Annotated in this window: 23 protein-coding genes and 1 rRNA gene; 17 read left to right on the top strand and 7 right to left on the bottom strand. The window is 67.1% G+C overall.

What is annotated here, in order from left to right:
- The first annotated feature begins 8 nt into the window (after positions 1 to 8).
- From KBZ33_RS15930 to KBZ33_RS15915, 4 genes are all read left to right on the top strand, one after another.
- Positions 9 to 644, top strand: a complete 636-nt coding sequence (locus KBZ33_RS15930; RefSeq protein ID WP_254954347.1) for a peroxiredoxin — start codon at positions 9 to 11, stop codon at positions 642 to 644.
- On the top strand, positions 641 to 2,020 hold the full coding sequence (locus tag KBZ33_RS15925) for a potassium transporter TrkG (protein WP_254954328.1): 1,380 nt from the start codon (positions 641 to 643) through the stop codon (positions 2,018 to 2,020). The genes KBZ33_RS15930 and KBZ33_RS15925 overlap by 4 nt, the downstream gene beginning before the upstream one ends.
- Positions 2,021 to 2,096: 76 nt before the next feature.
- On the top strand, positions 2,097 to 2,801 hold the full coding sequence (locus KBZ33_RS15920) for a TrkA family potassium uptake protein (RefSeq protein WP_254954327.1): 705 nt from the start codon (positions 2,097 to 2,099) through the stop codon (positions 2,799 to 2,801).
- 5 nt (positions 2,802 to 2,806) lie between these two features.
- Entirely contained in the window at positions 2,807 to 3,946 is a 1,140-nt protein-coding gene (locus KBZ33_RS15915) for an anhydro-N-acetylmuramic acid kinase (RefSeq protein ID WP_254954326.1), read from the top strand.
- Here KBZ33_RS15915 and KBZ33_RS15910 read toward each other — a convergent pair.
- Positions 3,935 to 4,267 carry a ribbon-helix-helix domain-containing protein gene (locus KBZ33_RS15910; protein ID WP_254954325.1) on the bottom strand — a complete coding sequence of 111 codons (333 nt, stop codon included), beginning with the start codon at positions 4,265 to 4,267 and terminating at the stop codon, positions 3,935 to 3,937. The two genes, KBZ33_RS15915 and KBZ33_RS15910, sit on opposite strands and share 12 nt — an antisense overlap.
- Positions 4,268 to 4,488: 221 nt before the next feature.
- On the opposite strand from KBZ33_RS15910, the gene KBZ33_RS15905 reads away from it, so the two are divergent.
- The 5 genes from KBZ33_RS15905 (at position 4,489) to KBZ33_RS15885 (ending at position 7,862) form a co-directional block, all read left to right on the top strand.
- Positions 4,489 to 4,797, top strand: coding sequence for a hypothetical protein (locus KBZ33_RS15905; RefSeq protein ID WP_254954324.1), 309 nt, complete (start codon positions 4,489 to 4,491; stop codon positions 4,795 to 4,797).
- A 114-nt stretch (positions 4,798 to 4,911) separates the two neighbouring features.
- On the top strand, positions 4,912 to 5,157 hold the full coding sequence (locus KBZ33_RS15900; protein WP_254954323.1) for a hypothetical protein: 246 nt from the start codon (positions 4,912 to 4,914) through the stop codon (positions 5,155 to 5,157).
- 241 nt (positions 5,158 to 5,398) lie between these two features.
- Entirely contained in the window at positions 5,399 to 7,162 is a 1,764-nt protein-coding gene (locus KBZ33_RS15895) for an ABC-F family ATP-binding cassette domain-containing protein (RefSeq protein ID WP_315859218.1), read from the top strand.
- Between the two features lie 111 nt (positions 7,163 to 7,273).
- Positions 7,274 to 7,438, top strand: coding sequence for a hypothetical protein (locus KBZ33_RS15890; protein ID WP_254954322.1), 165 nt, complete (start codon positions 7,274 to 7,276; stop codon positions 7,436 to 7,438).
- Positions 7,439 to 7,592: 154 nt separating this feature from the next.
- On the top strand, positions 7,593 to 7,862 hold the full coding sequence (locus KBZ33_RS15885) for a hypothetical protein (RefSeq protein WP_254954321.1): 270 nt from the start codon (positions 7,593 to 7,595) through the stop codon (positions 7,860 to 7,862).
- Positions 7,863 to 7,923: 61 nt separating this feature from the next.
- Here KBZ33_RS15885 and KBZ33_RS15880 read toward each other — a convergent pair whose 3' ends face one another.
- Complete coding sequence (locus KBZ33_RS15880) at positions 7,924 to 9,084, bottom strand: trypsin-like peptidase domain-containing protein (RefSeq protein ID WP_254954320.1); 1,161 nt, start codon at positions 9,082 to 9,084, stop codon at positions 7,924 to 7,926.
- Between the two features lie 253 nt (positions 9,085 to 9,337).
- Between KBZ33_RS15880 and KBZ33_RS15875 the strand changes: the two genes are divergently transcribed.
- The 3 genes from KBZ33_RS15875 (at position 9,338) to hrpB (ending at position 12,646) form a co-directional block, all read left to right on the top strand.
- Positions 9,338 to 9,628 carry a DUF2973 domain-containing protein gene (locus KBZ33_RS15875; RefSeq protein WP_254954319.1) on the top strand — a complete coding sequence of 97 codons (291 nt, stop codon included), beginning with the start codon at positions 9,338 to 9,340 and terminating at the stop codon, positions 9,626 to 9,628.
- Between the two features lie 64 nt (positions 9,629 to 9,692).
- Positions 9,693 to 10,076 carry a hypothetical protein gene (locus KBZ33_RS15870; RefSeq protein ID WP_216909205.1) on the top strand — a complete coding sequence of 128 codons (384 nt, stop codon included), beginning with the start codon at positions 9,693 to 9,695 and terminating at the stop codon, positions 10,074 to 10,076.
- On the top strand, positions 10,073 to 12,646 hold the full coding sequence (hrpB, locus tag KBZ33_RS15865) for an ATP-dependent helicase HrpB (protein ID WP_254954345.1): 2,574 nt from the start codon (positions 10,073 to 10,075) through the stop codon (positions 12,644 to 12,646). Before KBZ33_RS15870 ends, hrpB begins: the two co-directional genes overlap by 4 nt.
- Before the next feature lie 35 nt (positions 12,647 to 12,681).
- Here the strand turns inward: hrpB and KBZ33_RS15860 are convergent, their stop codons facing one another.
- A complete protein-coding gene (locus tag KBZ33_RS15860) occupies positions 12,682 to 13,431 on the bottom strand; it encodes an HAD family hydrolase (RefSeq protein WP_254954318.1) in 750 nt (249 codons plus the stop codon).
- A gap of 238 nt (positions 13,432 to 13,669) precedes the next feature.
- On the opposite strand from KBZ33_RS15860, the gene KBZ33_RS15855 reads away from it, so the two are divergent.
- The 5 genes from KBZ33_RS15855 (at position 13,670) to KBZ33_RS15835 (ending at position 16,141) form a co-directional block, all read left to right on the top strand.
- Complete coding sequence (locus KBZ33_RS15855; protein ID WP_254954317.1) at positions 13,670 to 13,816, top strand: chlorophyll a/b-binding protein; 147 nt, start codon at positions 13,670 to 13,672, stop codon at positions 13,814 to 13,816.
- Between the two features lie 131 nt (positions 13,817 to 13,947).
- On the top strand, positions 13,948 to 14,142 hold the full coding sequence (locus KBZ33_RS15850) for a hypothetical protein (protein ID WP_254954316.1): 195 nt from the start codon (positions 13,948 to 13,950) through the stop codon (positions 14,140 to 14,142).
- A 4-nt stretch (positions 14,143 to 14,146) separates the two neighbouring features.
- Positions 14,147 to 15,400, top strand: a complete 1,254-nt coding sequence (gene xseA / locus KBZ33_RS15845; protein ID WP_254954315.1) for an exodeoxyribonuclease VII large subunit — start codon at positions 14,147 to 14,149, stop codon at positions 15,398 to 15,400.
- 103 nt (positions 15,401 to 15,503) lie between these two features.
- Entirely contained in the window at positions 15,504 to 15,737 is a 234-nt protein-coding gene (xseB, locus tag KBZ33_RS15840; RefSeq protein ID WP_254954314.1) for an exodeoxyribonuclease VII small subunit, read from the top strand.
- The gene (locus KBZ33_RS15835; RefSeq protein ID WP_254954313.1) at positions 15,734 to 16,141 is read left to right on the top strand and encodes a DUF2834 domain-containing protein; all 408 of its coding nucleotides are present in this window, start codon (positions 15,734 to 15,736) and stop codon (positions 16,139 to 16,141) included. The genes xseB and KBZ33_RS15835 overlap by 4 nt, the downstream gene beginning before the upstream one ends.
- 9 nt (positions 16,142 to 16,150) lie before the next feature.
- Here KBZ33_RS15835 and KBZ33_RS15830 read toward each other — a convergent pair whose 3' ends face one another.
- The 4 genes from KBZ33_RS15830 to rrf form a co-directional block, all read right to left on the bottom strand.
- A complete protein-coding gene (locus KBZ33_RS15830; protein WP_254954312.1) occupies positions 16,151 to 16,573 on the bottom strand; it encodes a hypothetical protein in 423 nt (140 codons plus the stop codon).
- Complete coding sequence (locus KBZ33_RS15825; protein ID WP_254954311.1) at positions 16,573 to 16,809, bottom strand: glypican; 237 nt, start codon at positions 16,807 to 16,809, stop codon at positions 16,573 to 16,575. The genes KBZ33_RS15830 and KBZ33_RS15825 overlap by 1 nt, the downstream gene beginning before the upstream one ends.
- 50 nt (positions 16,810 to 16,859) lie before the next feature.
- On the bottom strand, positions 16,860 to 17,765 hold the full coding sequence (locus tag KBZ33_RS15820) for a YihY/virulence factor BrkB family protein (RefSeq protein ID WP_254954310.1): 906 nt from the start codon (positions 17,763 to 17,765) through the stop codon (positions 16,860 to 16,862).
- Between the two features lie 205 nt (positions 17,766 to 17,970).
- Positions 17,971 to 18,087: ribosomal RNA gene (gene rrf / locus KBZ33_RS15815) — 5S ribosomal RNA — on the bottom strand.
- Between the last annotated feature and the right edge of the window lie 5 nt (positions 18,088 to 18,092).

Genomic DNA, 18,092 nt, shown 5'->3' with positions numbered 1-18,092 from the left:
CTTCTCCGATGACCCTGCAACTGGGCGACACCGTTCCTGATTTCACTCAGGAATCCCAGCTCGGCCCGATCAATCTCTACGACTTCGCCGGCGACAGCTGGGTGGTGCTGTTCTCCCACCCCGCTGACTACACCCCCGTCTGCACGACGGAGCTGGGCGAAGTCTCCCGGCTGCGTGCCGAATGGGAGAAGCGCAACGTCAAGACCATCGCCCTGAGCGTCGATTCCGCCGAGAGCCACAAGGGCTGGATCGGCGACATCAACGAGACCCAGAACACCACCGTCGACTATCCGATCCTGGCGGACAGCGATAAGAAGGTGAGCAGCCTGTACGGCATGATCCACCCCAATGCCCTCAGCAACCTCACAGTTCGCTCGGTGTTCATCATCGACCCCAACAAGAAGCTGCGTCTGCAGATCACCTATCCCGCCAGCACGGGCCGCAATTTCGATGAGATTCTGCGCGTGATCGATTCCCTCCAGCTCACCGACCACCACCAGGTGGCCACTCCTGTGAACTGGAAGGACGGCGAGGACTGTGTGGTGGTGCCCTCGATCCCCACCGACGAAGCCCGGGCGAAGTTCCCCAAGGGTGTCACTGAAATCCGTCCCTATCTCCGGATGACCCCCCAGCCCAACAAATGAGGCGACTGCAGAGTTGGCGGCATCGTCTGACGGTGCCGCAGTTCACGTTGGTCACTGGCGTGCTGGTGATCGCCTTCGGCACGCTGCTGCTGGCCAGCCCGCTCTGCTCCAGCGATGAGGTGGGCCTCTGGGAGGCCCTCTTCACCGTCACCTCCGCCATCACCGTCACGGGCCTGTCGATCATCGATGTGGGCGTCGATCTCACCTTTGCCGGCCAGGTGGCCCTGGCCGGGCTGATCCTCACCGGCGGCCTGGGGTTGATGGCCATCACCACCTTCCTTCAGGGCTTCGTCCAGGGCCGCTCGGGCCTGCGCCAGCGGCTCGATAAGGGGCGCGCCCTGGACGACTTCGGTGTCGGCGGCATCGGCCCCACCCTGAACCAGATTCTGCTGATCGCCGCCATCGTGATCGGGATCGGCACACTGATTCTCTACAACTTCGGCTTCACCGATATCCCCGACAAGGGCCAGCGGCTCTGGGCTGCCCTGTTTCATTGCATCAGCGCCTATAACAACGCCGGTTTCGGGCTGTGGCGCGACAGCCTGGTGGGTTACCAGGGCCAACCCGTCGTTAACGGGGTGATCGGTCTGCTCATCGTCATGGGCGGCATCGGCTGGCGCGTCACCAACGACATCTGGGTCAACCGCTTCCGCCTGGAGCGCCTCCGCCGCCTCAGCCTGCACACCCGGCTGGTGATTCGCACCACCATCCTGCTGATCGTGTTGGGGGCCGTGGGTCTGCTGTTCACCGAACACTTCGCCACAGAGGAAATGGTGCGACAGATGAACCTCTGGGAAAAAATTCAGGTCACCCTGTTCCAGTCGATCACCACCCGCACCGCTGGTTTCAACACCATTCCCATCAGTGTGGAAACAATCTCCGACTCGGGCATCCTGTTGATGATCATCCTGATGTTCATCGGCGCCAGTCCCGGTGGCACCGGTGGAGGCATCAAGACCACCACCTTCGCGGCCCTGATCGCCGCCACCCGTTCCACCCTCCGCGGCCATGACCAAGTGGTCGTGAGGAACCGGGAGATCCCCCTCAAGGTCATCCTCAAAGCCGTGGGTGTCACCCTCGGCTCGGGCCTTTTCATCCTGTTGATGGCGTTGCTGCTGGGGCTGGGCGACACCACCGCCGGGACCCCGGGGAGTGAGGCCTTCACCTTCCTGGAAAAACTGTTCACCTGCGTGTCCGCCTTCGGCACCGTGGGCCTTGACGTGGGGGTCACCAGCCAGCTCAACCGTTGGGGGCAGCTGGTGCTGATGATCGGCATGTTCGTGGGCCGGATCGGTATTCTCCTATTGCTTTCGGCTGTTTATGGCAGCCGGCCCCAGAATCGTGTGGGTTATCCCCGCGAAGAGCTGTACATCTGACCTCCGGCTCTGCCGTCCCCGCGCCCAGAGGCCCCTTGCCCCCAGCTGCATCCATGACTCTTTCGACGTTGGTCCCATGAATCAGTGGTGGCAATGGCAGGGCAGCGAAGCCGACACCTCCAACAGCTATGCCGTGATCGGTGTCGGTCGCTTCGGCAGTGCCGTCTGCAAGGAGCTGCTGCGCCACGGGGCCGAGGTGCTGGCCATCGACAACAACCAGCGGGCCATCGATGAGCTGCGCCAGATGGATACCGCCATAGAGGCCCGCGTGGTGGACTGCACCGACGAAGAAGCCCTGAGGGCCGCCGGTGCCTTGGATGTCGGCACGGTGGTGGTGGCCATCAGCGAACCGATCGGCGCCAGCATCACCGCCACCCTGATCGTCAGGGACGGCGAAGGCAGCCGGGTCCGGCAGGTGATCGCCAGGGCCACCAGCGACCTGCACGAAAAGATGTTGCGGCGGGTCGGCGCCGACAAGGTGGTCTTCCCTTCGAAGATGCAGGGAACACGGCTGGGCATGGAGTTGATCCGGCCCAACCTGCTCGAGCGGCTCCGCCTCGACGACCGCAACAGCATCGAGGAGATCAGGGTTCCCAGCTCCTTCGTCGGCCAGTCGCTGCGGGATCTGAACCTGCGCAAGAACTACAACGTCAGCGTGCTGGCCGCCGGCCCCTCCAATCAACTCACGGTCAACCCCCCCGCCTCCCACGTGCTCAACGCCTCCGAGCTGCTGGTGGTGATGGGCAGCAGCGAAGCCCTCGAAGCCTTGCCCTCCCACTGACGAGCATGCGCGTGCTGGGCCTGATGAGCGGCACCAGCGCCGACGGGGTGGACGCGGTGCTGGTACGCCTGGAGGGTCGTTCCCCCCGGCCGCGCTGGCGGATCCTCGCGGGCGCCCACACCCCCTACCCGCCGGACCTGCGCGAGCGCCTGGTGGCCGTCGGCCAGGGGATACCCCTGGATGCCGACGCCCTGCTCACCCTGGCCGAAGACCTCACCGAGCACCAGGCCATGGCGGCCCGGGCCTGTGATCCGGAGGGCCGGGCCGAACTGGTGGGCTGCCACGGGCAGACCCTCTGGCACCGCCCGCCGGACGGGGAACGTCGCGGGGCCAGCTGGCAACTGCTGCAGGGGCCGTTGCTGGCGGAACTGCTTGGCAGGCCAGTGGTCTTCGACTTCCGCAGCGTCGATCTGGCCCTCGGCGGCCATGGCGCGCCCCTGGTTCCAGCCACCGACGCTGCCCTGCTGGGGCGAATCGGCGGCTGGCGGGCCCTGCTCAACCTGGGCGGCATTGCCAACCTCACCCTGCTTCCCCCGCCTGTGGGCCCCGATCGGAAGGCGCCGGTCCAGGGCTGGGACTGCGGACCGGCCAACACGCTGCTGGATCTGGCCGTGGCCCGCTTCAGCAACGGACGCCTGCACTTCGATGCCGATGGTGCCTGGGCACGGCAGGGCCGCATCGACGAGGGGCGGTTGCAGCAGTGGCTGCGGGAGCCCTACCTCCAGGCGGCACCGCCGAAATCCACCGGACGCGAACTGTTCGGGGCCGCCGATCTGGAACGGCGCCTGGCGGAGCTCGGCACCGGTGTGGATCCGGCCGATGCCCTGGCCACCCTGACGGCCTTCAGCGCAGCGGTGGTGGGCCAGGACCTGGCCCGGGGTCCCCGTCCCCTGGAGCTGCTGGTGGCCGGAGGCGGCACCCGCAATGGCTTCCTGATGGAGCAGCTGCAGCGCCGGTGCCGCGGCATGGTGGTGAGCAGCCTGGCCGGCCATGGCATCGCCGATGACCAGCGGGAAGCCCTGGCCTTTGCCCTGCTGGCCTGGTGGCGCTGGCGGGGTCACCCAGGGTCGCTGCCCTCGGTCACAGGGGCCCGCCAGGCCGCAGTTCTCGGCGTGATCGCCGTCCCTCCCCCGTCAGGGGGATAGGGGGGGCTGACGCAGGCGCAGCCGACGTGGCGCCCCCCGCAGCCGCCGGGTACCGCCCTGTTCCTGCTGCTCGAGTTCCCGGCGGAAACGATCGGCGACAGCGGCGGGCCCGCCCGGGCAGGGCGCCTGGGTGGGCGCCATGGGGCGCTGCCGCTCGAGCCGTTCCACCCCCTGCTGGATGAGCACCTTGGCCATGTTGCTGACCGTGCGCGATTCGCTCTCCGCCAGGGCGGCGAGGCGGGCACAGAGCTCCTCCGGCAGGACGACCTGGATCCGCGGCGACTTGGGCTTGCCGCTGGAGGAGGTCTGGCGGGTGGGCACGGTGCCTCTGGGGGGTGCCGGTCAGCGGGCGCCGCGGGGGTACGGCGAGATAGGAAAAAGTGTACAGTGGCTGTCATGGGTAGTATCCAAAAGTAGGTTTGTGGACCAAGATTTGGTTTGAGGGCCATCCCGGCCCCCCCAGATCCCCCCTTTCCCCCAAGCCTTAGCCCACTGCTTCCACGCCCCCCGTCCCCTCCGACGGCCCACCGGCCGCTTCTGCCATGGCCCGATCCACCCAGTCCCGCCCCATAGGTTCCGAGACCCCCCTGCAGCCCAAAAGCCGTCAGAGCCGGCGGCGCAGCACGGCGGAACCCAGCGATGTGCTGGTTTCGGCCGTGATCAGCACGTACCTGCTCACCCATCTGCACCATGTGCTGCAGCGCGCCGAGTTCGGCGCCCAGCAGGAGGGACGTCAACCCCTGGCCGCCAACTACGCCCAGCTGCGCAAGGTGCTCTGTCTCGATGCCCGCAGCATGGAAGATGCTTCCGCCAGCGGCGCCGAGGAGGACACCAGTCCGCGCGTGGCCTGATCCAGCCCCATCGCCACTCCTCAACGCCACTCCTCAACGCCCCTGAAGATCAACTCCAGGGGGCTGCGCCGATGCCCCCCCAGCCCATAAGGTCAGGGAAGAATCCCGGCCAGGATGACCACCAACAACGCCACCGATAACGCCGCAGAGCTCTACAGACGCATCAGCAACGATGGGGAGCTCACCCAGTCACTGTTTCGCCAGGCTCTTCAGGATCCGAGCGGAGCCCTCAGCAGGATCGTCTCCCTCGGAGAGGAGGCGGGCCTGCCGGTCAGCCCGGAGGAGGTCAAGGCCCACCTGGCCGGTCTTGATGACGGCGACACCAAACAATGGCTGATCAAGGCCCGGGGCGGACTCTGAAGCCGGAGGACGGCGTCCCTCCTGCTGGGGCCGGCCTGGCTGTTGGCGACGCTCGGAGCCTCCCCCCTGGGCCCAGCTGAAAAACAGCCAGTAGCTCGTCAGCGCCAGGCCCGCCGCCACCACCAGGGCAGCGATCTGCTCGAGTCGCTTGATCATTCTGACGACACGACCGAACAGGGCTGCCAGTCTGCAGGACGCCCCGACAGGGGATGATGCGCTCACTGTGACCGTCATCCGCTCCGTGCTGCGCCTCGAACGCATCGGCAAGATCTACCCCACCGGAGAGGTGCTCAAGGACATCACCTGGGAAGTCAAGGCAGGGGATCGGATCGGCCTGGTGGGGGTCAACGGAGCCGGTAAATCCACCCAGATGCGCATCATCGCCGGGCTGGAGGAACCGACCAGCGGCCAGGTGGTGCGCCAAGGGGATCCCCGCATCGCCTACCTGCAACAGGAGTTCGATGTCGATCTCGTCCGCAGCGTCCGCCAGGAACTGTTCCAGGCCTTCGGCGAAGCCGCCCTGGTGCTCAACCGTCAGCGCCAGGTGGAGGAGGCGATGGCCACCGAGGAGGCCGCCGCCGATCCAGCCCTGCTCGACCGGCTGATCGACGAACTCGGCCAGCTGCAGAGCCGTTTCGAGGCCCTGCACGGCTACGAGCTCGATGCCCGCATCGACAAGCTGCTGCCCAGCATCGGCTTCACGCCCGAGACGGCCGAACGGGTGGTCGGGGACTACTCCGGCGGCTGGCAGATGCGGATCGCCCTGGGCAAGATCCTCCTGCAGGAGCCGGATCTGCTGCTGCTCGACGAACCCACCAACCACCTCGACGTCGAAACGATCCAGTGGCTGGAGAGCTATCTGGTGGATCAGACGGTTCCCCTGGTGGTGATCAGCCACGACCGGGCCTTTCTCGATCGGGTCTGCAACCAGATCGTGGAGACGGAGCGCGGCGTCTCACGGACCTACCTGGGCAACTACAGCCAGCACCTCGAGCAGAAGGCCCTGGAGCGGGAGGCCGGCCAGGCGGCCTTCGAGCGCCAGCAGAAGGAACTGAGCAGCCAGCAGGCCTACATCGACCGCTTCCGGGCCAGCGCGACGCGCAGCACCCAGGCCAAGAGCCGCGAGAAGCTGCTCGACAAGGTGGAGCGGATCGAGGCTCCGCTGGAATCGGTGAGCGGGCCGCGTTTCGCCTTCCCCCCCGCCCCCCGCTCGGGCCGCCTGGTGGCGGCGATCGAGAACCTCACCCATGGCTACGACGACCAGATCCTGTTCCTGGGGGCGAATCTGGAGGTGGAACGGGGCGATCGGATCGCCTTCGTCGGCCCGAACGGAGCCGGCAAATCCACCCTGCTGCGGCTGGTGATGGGCTACGAGCTCCCCCTGGAGGGTCAGGCCGGCCTGGGGGAGCACCACGTGGTGGCGGGCTACTTCGAGCAGAACCAGGCCGAAGCCCTCGATCTGGCCAAGACCGTGATCAACACCCTGTTTGAGGCCGTTCCCGACTGGACCCAGACCCAGGTGCGCTCCATGCTGGGCAGCTTCGGCTTCAGCAACGATTCGGTCTTCAAGCCGGTGGCCAAGCTGAGTGGCGGGGAGAAAGCCCGGCTGGCGCTGGCCCTGATGCTGCTCACCCCCTGCAACCTGCTGGTGCTCGATGAGCCCACCAACCACCTCGACATCCCCGCTAAACAGATGCTGGAGGAGGCCCTGATGGCCTACGAGGGGGCGGCCCTGGTGGTCTCCCACGACCGCTTCTTCATTGGCCGTGTGGCCAACCGGATCGTCGAGGTGCGCGACGGCGAACTGGTGCTCTATCGCGGTGACTACGCCTACTACCAGGAAAAGAAACGCGAGGAGGCCGAGGAGAATGAGCGCCTGGAGCAGGAGCGCAAGCTGGCCGCCAAACGGGAGGAGCAGCGACAGAAACAGCGGACCAAATCAGCCGAGAAGGCCGGTGCCAAGGCCAAGGGCGGAGTGGCTGGGGAGTCCGGGAACGGCAGCTGACGCAGCGGCTGAAAATACAACTTCATGAATCCCTAGGCAGGAAGACTCAATTTTCTGGTGCCGTGGGTTCTGTGTGCATAGGCTGACAGGGTCACCCATCCAGGAGCAGCGATGACCATCCAGAACGTCGTCACCGACGGTTGGAACGCGGAGCGGGAAGAGACGGCCAGCACCAGCGATGCGATGGAGGTGTATTTCGAATGCATCACCACCTGCTCCCTGGAGGATGGGGAGTGCGTCACCCGCTGCGTGGAAGAGCTGCGCGAGCGCCACTGATCTGCCCAGGGACCAGGCCAGGGCGTGGGACCCTGTTCAGGATGTTGAGCGGATTTCCTGACCGGGGCTTAGGCCCTGTAACAGCCGCTACGTGACATCTTGAAACAGTTTGTAGCTTTGGGCCGGTCAGAAACGCCCCGTCGCGCCTCCCACCATGTCCGAACCCCTCGCCCTCAGCCTCGGTCAGAAATTCGAGCTTGAGCGCATGACCCGGGCCATTGACGCCACTGGGGATCCGCAGGTCCTGCGTGGTCTGGCCAAGCAATTGCTTCAGGCCTGGCAGAGCCAGAAAGCCGCCACGCAGTGGGTCATGCGGCAGCAACTGGGCGCACCGGCCCGTTTTGGCGGTGAACTCGCCGTCGATGCCGGCCTGCACGACGCCATCCGTCCGGACGGCGGCAAAGGAGGCATGGACATCCTCTGAACGCTGCCCCTTTGCTAACGCCGTGGCCCGGCCCCGAGGTGGCGGGGTCGGGCCACCCCGCTCACCCCTGACGCATTAGGGCCATATCGCCAGGGACAAGCCGCAGGTTGACCGTCGCCCCCTGACGATTCACCGTCAGGTTGAGCGTTCCTCCCACCCCAGCCCGTTCGACGGCGGTGATCACCTGGGAGGGATCTTTCACCACAGCCCCCTGGGCCGCAACGATCACGTCACCGGTCCTGAGACCGCCCCGATCCGCCGGGCCGTTCGGTTGCACGGAAACCACAACCGCCCCTCGGGCCGCGCCCTGGCCACTGGCCGCCCTGACCTCATCCAGCCCAACCCCGATCATCGGGTGGGTGGCACGGCCGGTCGCCACCAGTTGACTGACGATGCTGCGGGCCCGGTTGATCGGGATGGCGAAGCCCAATCCCGCCCCCGGCCCCGAGCGCACCAGGGTGTTGATTCCCACCACCTCACCATCGGCATTAAGCAGTGGTCCGCCGGAGTTGCCGGGGTTGATGGCGGCATCGGTCTGGATCAGATCCAGCCGCTTGTCGGTGATGCCCAGCTTGCTGGCGTTGCGGTTCAGGCTGCTGATGATCCCAAGGGTGACGGTGTTGTCGAGGCCGAAGGGGTTCCCAACCGCGATCGCCCAATCGCCCACCTGCAGGGCATCGGAATTGCCCAGGGGCGCCACGGGCCAGGGGCCTGCCCCCACCAGCCGCACCACCGCCAGATCGGTGAGCTTGTCGAGTCCCACGACCCGACCCTCATAGCGCCGGCCGTTCTCCAGACCCACCGTCACCCGGTCGATCTGATCCACCACGTGGGCATTGGTGAGCACCAAGCCATCGGACTGCAGGATCACACCGCTGCCCTGACCGCGTTCGATGCGCCGCGAGGGAGCTCCCTGCTGCGGGATGCCGAAGAACTGACGGAACAGGGGGTCATTCATCAGCCCCCGGGGCAGCCCGCCACCGCCACCGGCCGATTGCACCGTGCGCTCCGTGTCAATGGTGACCACAGCCGGGCCCGCCCGGCGGATCGCTTCCGCCACGAAGGATTGCCGCCCGAGCACCGCCCCGGCCGGCTGGGCAAGGCCTGGGGAGGTGAGGGTCGGGCTGATGAGGGTGGTGGTGGCCATGACCGTGGCTGTAGCCGCCGCCGTGGCCGTCGCAAGCCCGGCGGCGGCGGCGGCAAGAACGCGGGAGGAACGCATCGCAAAAACTCGTCATTAACAAAACCGTAGACACGTCATCCCCCCAGCAGGAAGGGGAGGCAAACCGACCTGATCGGCTATGATTTGTAAACTTTCTTATCGAGTCATGGACACAAGCCACCTGCTTCTCGCCTTTCTCGCCTTCGGAGCCGCCTGCACCACCCTATGGGCCTGGATGCTGGCCACCACCACGGCTCCGTCGGAAGGGTGATGATGGGGGAGAGTCCGCGGCATGCGGGGTTCCCATCGCGCCATGACCTCCCTCCTCTCGCAGATCTTTCCGATCCTCTACGGGGCCTGCTTTGTTCTGCTTCTCTGGCAGGCGTTCCGGGTGATGGCACAGGGATTCCGAGCGGTTCCACGACCGGGCGACCCCGGGGCGGCCGCGACCGATCCGGGTGGGGCTTCGGCTGATCGCACCGGGCGGCTCACCATCCATCCTGAGCTCCTCGACGCCGACGGGCAGCTCACCCAGGAGGACCTGCTGACGGTTCGGTTCAGCGGCGACAACGAACAGCCCGCCTTTCCTGCCGATCCGAACTGACCGCGTCCGGCCGGCCGCTGAATAGGCTCCCTGAGGTGAACGCGCTCAAAGGCGGAGATCGATGGTGGATCAGAGAACGCGAATCGTGGCGGCCGTGCTCGGAGCACTGAAGTTGCCGCCTCGTTTTCGCCTCAAAATGGTGAAGGACGATCCCATCCGGCTCGAGCTGAGCATCACCCCGTCCTACGGGAAAGATCCGATTCTGGTCGGCATCGTCGAATCCCAGGACCTGGTGGCCCGTCGGGATCGGGAGGGCCGCATTCCCCGCGATCTCCAGGGCACCTGGGACTGGACAGTGCGTCATGGCAAGGTCACCACCGGCGGCTGGAACCCCTACCTGAAAGAGGCCCTGCAGACCATGTTCGAAACGGGTCTGCCGGCCATCGTCTACGAGGAAACCACAGGCGAGGCTTACCACCCGGTGGATGGCCTCCGCCACGTGCGCTGAATCCGTCCCTGCCCATTGATGGCCGCCTCGCGGCCATCACCGCCGCCCTCGGGCCCGGGGCCACCATGCTGCTCCAGGCCGAACCCGGAGCGGGCAAAACCACCCGGGTCCCCCTGGCCCTGCTCGAGAGCTTCGGCCAGGAGGGCCGGCTCCTGATGCTGGAGCCGCGCCGGCTCGCGGCCCGCGCCGCCGCCGAGCGCCTGGCGGCCAACCTCGGCGAACCCCTCGGTGGTCGGGTCGGCTACAGCGTGCGGCTGGAGTCACGCACCTCGACGGCCACCCGTCTGGAGGTGGTCACCGCTGGCCTGTTCCTGCGCCGGCTCCAGGCCGATCCCGCCCTGGAGGGGGTGGCCTGCGTGATCTTCGACGAATTCCATGAGCGCCAGGCCGAGGCGGATCTGGCCCTGGCCCTGGTGCGCCAGGCCCGCAGCCTGCTGCGCCCCGAGCTGCGGCTGCTGGTGATGTCGGCCACCCTCGATCTGGAACCCCTGGCCGCCGAGCTGGATGGGGCCACCGTGATCAGCTGTGAGGGCCGCGGTCATCCGGTCACGGTCGCCTACCAACCGCCGCGACAGGAGGAGCGGCTCGAGCGCCAGGTGCTGCGGGCCCTCGAGGGCCACTGGCTCGACCAGCCCCAGCCACGGGGCACCGTGCTCGTCTTCCTGCCGGGCCTCGGGGAGCTGGAGACGGCGCGACGGGCCATCGAAGCCACCCCCTGGGGGGACGAAGTGGACTGCGCTCTCCTGCATGGCCAGCTGCCGCTGGCGGCCCAGGGTCGGGCCATCGCGGCGACCAGCCAGGCGGCCGGCAAGCTGGTACTGGCCACGGCGGTGGCGGAGAGCTCGCTCACGATCGCCGGCGTGACCCTGGTCATCGACAGCGGCCTGAGCCGTCTCAGCCGCTTTGACCCGGCCACGGGCATGGATGGCCTGGTCACCCAGCCCGCCAGTCAGGCCAGTGCTGAGCAGCGACGCGGCCGGGCCGGGCGGCTCGGACCCGGACACTGCCTGCGGCTGTGGTCTCCGGCGGAACAGCAGCGTCGCCCCGCCTTCGATCCCCCGGAACTGCTCGAAGTCGATCCCCTGCCGATCGCCCTGCAACTGGCCGAATGGGGCTCTGCGGCGGACGACACGCTCCCCTGGCTCACGGCGCCGCCCCGCCGTTCCCTCGCAGAGGCCCGCAACCTGCTGCTGCAGCTGGGCGCCATTGATGCTGGCGGACGCATCACCGGCCATGGGCGGGCAATGGCCCGGCTGGGGGTCCATCCCCGCCTGGCCCACATGCTGCTGCGGGCCCGGGAACGGGGCTGGGAAGACCTGGCCAGCGCCGTGGCGGTGCTGCTGAGCGAACGGGATCCCCTCGATCGCCGCGAGGCCGGCAGCGATCTGATGCGGCGCCTCGACTGGCTGCGGCGAAGTTCCGCAGGCCCTGGCGGCCATGACCGTGCAGGGGCACGGGGCCCCTGGCGAGAGCTCCAATCCCAGCTACGGCGCCAGCTTACGGACGGGCGCTCCATTGGCGCACCAGCGCCGAGCCGCTCCGGCCGCGATGCCGCCTCCGATGGCGACGATGCCCGGGCGGCCCAGCTGCTGGGCTGGGCCTATCCGGAACGGCTGGCCCTGGGCCGGGGCCGGGGCGATGGGCACTTTCTGATGCGCAGCGGTCGCGGCGCCTTCCTTCCCCCAGGGGACCCCCTTGCCGGCGCCGAAGCCCTGGCGATCGCCAGCGTCGACGGCCAGGGCCAGGAAGCCCGGGTGCGGTTGGCGGTGGCCCTCTCCCGCCGGGGCCTGGAGGAGCTGCTGACGGACAGGATCGAGGCGTGCGCCGAAGCCCGCTGGGATAGCGCCGACCAGCGGGTGCGCTGCGAACAGCTGCGGCGCGCCGGGGCCCTGGTGCTGGAGCGCCGCCCCTGGCCCGACGCCAGCGGGGAACTGGTGGAGCGGGCTCTGCTGGAAGGGCTGAAGGAGCTGGGGTTGGAGGCACTGCCCTGGTGCCACACCAGCCGCCAGCTGCAGCAGCGGCTGATGCTGGCCCACCAGCACCTCGGTTCACCCTGGCCCGACCGGTCGCCGGAGCGGCTGCAGCAGGATCTGGAGACGTGGCTGGGTCCCCACCTGGGCGGTCTGCGCAGTCTTCAGAATCTGCAGCGGTTGGACCTTGCGGAACTGCTCTGGGGTGATCTGGACTGGTCCCTGCGCCGGGAACTGGATCGGCTGTTGCCCCTCACCCAGACGGTCCCATCCGGCCGTCGGGTGCCGTTGGACTACGGGAACGGCACCCCGATGCTGGCGGTGAAGCTGCAGGAAATGTTCGGCTGCCTCGAAGGGCCGAAGGTCCTGGATGGCCGGCTGGCGGTGCGGGTGGAGCTGTTGTCACCGGCGGGACGCCCGGCGGCGGTCACCAGTGACCTGGCCGGCTTCTGGAGCCAGGGCTACGCCGAGGTGCGCCGGGAGCTGCGCGGCCGTTACCCGCGCCACCCCTGGCCTGAGGACCCCCGCCAGGGTATTGCCACTGCCCGCACCAAGGCCGGACTGGCGCGGGAGCGTCGCGACCAGGCCCAGGAACGCTGATCCAGCCGATCGGATCAGCCCAGGTCAGGTGTCGGTCAGATCAGTCCGTGCAGCAGATGGCCGTAACCGAAATGGCGCAATCCCTCGAGGATGCCCTCGCAGCCATGGCCGCGGGCGCGGTAGGTGCGGGCCAGGCCCGGCAGGGCCCGCACCAGTCCGGGCTCAGCATTGCCCACCATCACGCTCTGAAGACCCGTCTCGAACATGGCCAGATCGTTGAGGGAATCCCCCGCCGTGACCACCAGGGCGGCTTCCAACTCCAGCCATTCGAGTAACCCCAGCAGGGTGCTGCCCTTGTTGACACCGGCCGGCAGCACGTCGAGGTACTTGTCGCCGGACACGAGACAATCCACCCCATGGGCCTCGATCGCCGGCAGTCGGCTGAGGTCGAGCCTGAGGGGATCGATGCCGTAGGCCAGGCGCCGAACCGTGCTGAGCGGCTTGGCAGAGAGACCGGGGAGGCTCGCCAGCAGGGGAAGAACCTGCTCCGCCCGTCCACGCCAGAGGGCCTCGATCGGCTCCAGCGCCAGGGGCGAGGGAGTGAGGGAAGCGCCGCAGGCCACGGTGCAGCCCACATCGCCGATCACCAGGTGGGGCGGATGGAGGCCATGGGCGGCCTCCTCAACCAGCAGCCGGGCGACGGAACGCAGATCCCTTCCCGTGCTGAAGACCTGCAGGATTCTGTGGCGCTGGGAGGCCAGCCAGCCATACAGGCGGCAGCGGGTCGGGATAGTCCCTTCCAGCAAGGTCCCATCGAGGTCGGTGACCAGCACCAGATCGATCACGCTGGGCAGCGGCGCCGCCAGGTGCTGCTGCCCAGCGGGCCCGGGGAGCCCGCCGCTGCTCTTCCGTGCCGGGCCCCCAGGGGGAACCCCGCCCGAAACCGAAGGCCGTCAACGGACTCTCTCCCATCACAGGCCACTCCTGTCAACCGTGCAACCCACACCCGGGTTTGTATCCTCCGCCACTGTCAAGATCCCTCCACGTTTCGTTACAGTGAAGTCTCTTCCGAATGTTCCTTCCATGTCTGACGCTTCCCAGCCCCGCTTCGGTTTCGTCAACTTCGCCGAAACCTGGAATGGCCGCCTGGCCATGATGGGCTTTGTGATCGGCCTCGCGACCGAAGTTCTCACCGGCCAAGGCATTCTGGCCCAGGTTGGCCTCGGCTGAAGCCCTGGCACCAACGCGCCCACCAACAGTTGAATCGCCTCCGTGGCCGTGGCCGCCGGCTCATCCGGCGGCTTTTTCATGGCCCCAGCGGCGGTCCTAGGTTGGGGTTCTTCCTGGGTTGCGTCCCCCCCATGGCACCGACCGCCACTGTTTCCCGCTTCTATGTCGGCAACCGTCGCGATGGGTCCAGGCTGCTGAGCAGCGCCCTGGTGATCACCGGGGCCGGCCTGATCCGCCTGGACCATCCCGTTGGACGGGCCGTGGCCCTGGTCGCAGGCCTGCTTAGCCTCTATTGGTGGCTCTGCTATCGCAAGCTCCAGCACTGACTCCATGCTCATGGCCCCTGGCAGCACCGCGGCTGCCCGCCAGAACGACAGCCTTCCCCGTTTCACGGTCTCCGAGCTGAACCAAGCCATCGGAACCCTGATTGAGCGTGGCTTCGCGCCCCGCTTCCTGCTGGAGGCCACCGTGGGGCGTCCCCAGCAGAAGAAAGGCCATCTCTGGCTCAGCCTCCTCGACGGCCAGGCCAGCATCCAGGGGGTGATCTGGGCCTCCCAGCTGCAGAAACTCAGCTTCGTTCCCCAGGAAGGCGATGGGGTGGTGGTGGTTGGCAAGCTCAACTTCTGGGCCGCCCGGGCCAGCCTCACGGTGCAGGTGCTCGATCTGCGCCCCAGCCTGACCACGGTGCTGCGCCAGTTTGAGCAGGTCCGCGACCGCCTGGAGCCGGAAGGTCTGTTCGACCCCGAGCGGAAGCGTTCGCTGCCGGCCTGGCCTCGTCGTATCGCCCTGCTCACCAGCGTGCCCAGCGCCGCCCTGGCCGACATGCTGCGTACGGCACGAGAACGCTGGCCTGCCACGGAGCTGCTCGTGGTGCCGATCCCCGTTCAGGGGAATGTGGAGTCCCAGATCATCAGTGCCATCGACAGCCTTGGCCAGCAACACGCCAGCCTGGGCCTCGAAGCCCTGGTGCTGGCCCGTGGCGGGGGCAGCCGGGAGGATCTGGCCGTCTTCGACGGCGAGCAGCTGGCTCGCTGCCTGGCGGCGTCGCCGTGGCCTGTCGTCTGTGGCATCGGCCACGAAGATGACGTCACCATTGCTGATCTGGTGGCCGACTACAGGGCCGCCACACCGACAGCCGCCCTGGTGGCCGTGCTGCCGGACCGCAGCCAGGTGCTCCGGTCCCTGGCCCAGGAGCGCGACCATCTGCAGCGCACCCTGTCGTTGCGCCTGGCCTCAGCCAGGCAACGGCTGACCAGCCGACAGGAGCAGCTGCTGCGGCTGCACCCGCGACGGCTGCTGGAGCAACAGCAGCAGTGGCTGGCACGGCAACGCCAGTTGCTGCAGGCGCTTTCTCCCCAGCACCTGCTGGCCAGGGGCTTCAGCCTGCTGCGGGACGGCGACGGACGCCTGCTGCGCTCGGTGAGCCAGCTGCGGCCGGACGCCGAGGTCATCGCCGAGCTGGCCGATGGCCGGGTGGCCATGCGGGTGCAAGGGACCGAATGGGACGGACCTGGCCCGGAGTCCTCCGAGACCCCCGATCCGACGGCCGTTCCCCCTGGCTACACCGCCGAACCACACAGCTGAGTCTCTACCACCCATCCCATCCCTGTTTCAACCGATGGCCAGGACCACCCCCAAATCCGTCTCTCCGCCTCAAGATCCCTCCGGCGCAACGTCCAAACCTCCATTGGCGTCGCATGGGGCCGAGGATCTGAGTTTCCGCGAATCCCAGACGGCTCTCGAGCTCTGCCTGGCCCAGCTGCAGGACCAGGAGCTGGATGTGGAGGCGATGGCCGATCTGTACCGAAGGGCTCTGGCTTACGCGGAGCGCTGCGCGTCGGTGCTGGCGCAGGTGGAACAGCAGGTGATGCAATGGGATCCGAACCAGCCAGAACATCCCCCTACGCCCTACAGCCCATGAGCGAAGAAGCACTCCCGACCCGACAAGGACCTGGCGACCTCAGCTGGATCGCCTGGCTCTATCTGGCCCTGGCCGTGGCGGGTGGAGTCCTGCCCTGGCTGGCCAATCTGGATTTCATCCACAGCGAGGGGGCGGCCTTTGACATAGGTCTGTTCCTTCGCCAGGCGAATGCCAATCCGGCGGCCCGCTCCCTGTCCCGTGATCTGGCCATCGGGGCCACGGCCGTCACGATCTGGATGGTGCGCGAAAGTCGCCGTCTCGGCATGCGGGGACTCGGCTGGGTGCTGCTCAGCTGCGTCACGATCGCCTTTGCCTTTGGCGCGCCCCTGTTCCTGCATCTGCGCGAACGACGCCTGCTGGAGCTGTCCCGCCTTAGCCAGGAAGGTCCGGCCGTCACCGGATGAGCCGATGCCTCAGGGGGTTTCGCTCTCTCGGATGGCACCCTCAGCGGGGCCGGAAGCCCCCAGATCGACAGCCTCCACGTTGATGGTCACGTCGCGTGCATCGACCTCTGCGTCAGGCCTCGATCCCCAGAAAAACGCTCCGGAGGCGGCAGTGGGCTCCGAGCCAGGCGCTTCGGCGCTATCGAAGGCGCTGCCGCACGCTGGACAGGCCTCGCTGCCCAGGCTGGTGAAGCCACAGTTTGGACAGGTGCGCAGGCGGCGGCGGAGCACCTGCCAGCCGATCAGAACCACCCCTGCGAGCAGCAGCGGCAGCAACAGCAGGGTAAGTGTGAGTCCCCCGACAACATCCAGCAGGATCCGGCCCACCGATGTGGGCACAAGGAGTATGGCCGCCGCCACGCCGATCCAGAGCCAGGGAATACGGCGCTCCATCAACGCTGGAAGCGCGGGTCATTCTCGATCCATCGTTCGATCGCCGCCAGACCCTCAAGGCCGGCCCAGCCCAGCAGCAACGCCGCCACGAGCCAGGCCGCCAGCAAGCCGAGACCGAGCAGCAGCGGCACCAACGCCAGGGTGGTCAGACCGATCACAACGACGGCGCCCACAGCCATGCAGACGAGAGCGAGGCTGGCCGGCAGAGGTGGGATCCGGAGGGCAGGCTTGGCCAAGGGTCCATCCAACGAAGCGACCTCCATCCTGACCCGAAACGGGCCCGACCTCAGCGCGGTAGAGGTGTCGATGGCCCCCCTGCCGCACCACCGGAAAGCACCACACTGAAACACTGGCCGAAATACAGAATCACCCCCACCATCCAGACCCAGAGCGTCAGCAGCAAGACGCCACCAACCACCCCATAGGCCTGGAATCGCAAGCCGAGGGCCAGCAGGCTTCTGCCCAGCAGAAGATTTGACAGGCTGAGGCTGCCACTCACGAGCAAGGCGCCGGGAATCAGGGAACGGAAAGGGATCCGGCGCGACGGCAACATCCAGAGAAAAAACAGCGCGGCGGCGAAGCTGATCAGTAGGGAAAGGAGTAAATCCAGGCCATAGGACAGGGAACTCAGCCAAAGCAACGGCTTGGGCAGGTAGAGCTGGAGCTGCTCTTGGAACCCCCTGGAACTGAACAGACGCACGGTGCTGAAGAGCTGGTCAACAACGATCAGGACCCCGACGAACAGGATGAGCGACAGGGCTTTCAAGCGCAAGGCGAGAAAACGAATGACGTGCTGCTGCCAGCGCAGGTTGTCGAGTCCGAAGGGGCGATTCCACCAGAGACGGTCGGCTCCGCGCTGGAGCGTCAGATAGATGTTGCTGGCGCTGAGGGCGAGCAGCACAAGACCAAGGAGGCCGGCGCCGAAGCCCTGATTCGTGAAGCGCCGCAAGGTGGCCTCGAAGCCGGGCAGGGCTGAGGGCGGCAGCACCTGTGCCACGTAGATGAGCAGGCGTTCGAAGCGCTCCACATCACGACCGAGAAGCCTTGAAGCCACCGACAGCGCAATCAGCAGGGCAGGGAAGAAGGATTGGAGGGTGTGGTAAGCGAAGGCGGCACTGAGATCGACGCAATCTGCCCGCAGCCAAAGCGCATAGGCCTTCCAGATGGGACGAAAGCGACGACGCCAGTTCACGGCAGGACCAATGTCATGGGTATCGAGCGGTTTCTCCGAAGCATTCTGCCCACCGCCACGCCAACGGCCGCTGGCCCCGCTGTGGCGTTGGCTATCCCACAGCCAGCCAACAGAAAAGCCACCCTCTCGGGTGGCTTTTCCTACAGCTCAGAGAAGAGCTGCTGGCTCACACATGGCCTGACGGCAACTGTGGAGCGGATTTTTTACCTGGCATCGAGCTATTTTCGCAGGGGGCTTCCCCCCAACTATCGTCGCCGCTGCTGCGTTTCACAACCGAGTTCGAGATGGATCGGTGTGGTTCCACAGCGCCATGGACACCAGGATAGG

The organism is Cyanobium sp. Cruz-8D1 (genome assembly GCF_024345975.1).
Lineage (GTDB): Bacteria > Cyanobacteriota > Cyanobacteriia > PCC-6307 > Cyanobiaceae > Cyanobium.
Note: the sequence above shows the minus strand (reverse complement) of the source record. Positions and strands in the feature narration are given on the sequence as shown.

Bases quoted from the DNA above. Each gene is read 5' to 3' on its own strand.
- KBZ33_RS15915 (WP_254954326.1), top strand. From the start codon at position 2,807: ATGCGCGTGCTGGGCCTGATGAGCGGCACCAGCGCCGACGGGGTGGAC.
- KBZ33_RS15830 (WP_254954312.1), bottom strand. From the start codon at position 16,573: ATGGAGCGCCGTATTCCCTGGCTCTGGATCGGCGTGGCGGCGGCCATA.
- KBZ33_RS15880 (WP_254954320.1), bottom strand. From the start codon at position 9,084: ATGCGTTCCTCCCGCGTTCTTGCCGCCGCCGCCGCCGGGCTTGCGACG.
- KBZ33_RS15925 (WP_254954328.1), top strand. From the start codon at position 641: ATGAGGCGACTGCAGAGTTGGCGGCATCGTCTGACGGTGCCGCAGTTC.
- KBZ33_RS15920 (WP_254954327.1), top strand. From the start codon at position 2,097: ATGAATCAGTGGTGGCAATGGCAGGGCAGCGAAGCCGACACCTCCAAC.
- KBZ33_RS15930 (WP_254954347.1), top strand. From the start codon at position 9: ATGACCCTGCAACTGGGCGACACCGTTCCTGATTTCACTCAGGAATCC.
- KBZ33_RS15890 (WP_254954322.1), top strand. From the start codon at position 7,274: ATGACCATCCAGAACGTCGTCACCGACGGTTGGAACGCGGAGCGGGAA.
- xseA (WP_254954315.1), top strand. From the start codon at position 14,147: ATGCTCATGGCCCCTGGCAGCACCGCGGCTGCCCGCCAGAACGACAGC.
- KBZ33_RS15875 (WP_254954319.1), top strand. From the start codon at position 9,338: ATGACCTCCCTCCTCTCGCAGATCTTTCCGATCCTCTACGGGGCCTGC.
- KBZ33_RS15835 (WP_254954313.1), top strand. From the start codon at position 15,734: ATGAGCGAAGAAGCACTCCCGACCCGACAAGGACCTGGCGACCTCAGC.
- KBZ33_RS15905 (WP_254954324.1), top strand. From the start codon at position 4,489: ATGGCCCGATCCACCCAGTCCCGCCCCATAGGTTCCGAGACCCCCCTG.
- KBZ33_RS15885 (WP_254954321.1), top strand. From the start codon at position 7,593: ATGTCCGAACCCCTCGCCCTCAGCCTCGGTCAGAAATTCGAGCTTGAG.
- KBZ33_RS15900 (WP_254954323.1), top strand. From the start codon at position 4,912: ATGACCACCAACAACGCCACCGATAACGCCGCAGAGCTCTACAGACGC.
- KBZ33_RS15855 (WP_254954317.1), top strand. From the start codon at position 13,670: ATGTCTGACGCTTCCCAGCCCCGCTTCGGTTTCGTCAACTTCGCCGAA.
- KBZ33_RS15850 (WP_254954316.1), top strand. From the start codon at position 13,948: ATGGCACCGACCGCCACTGTTTCCCGCTTCTATGTCGGCAACCGTCGC.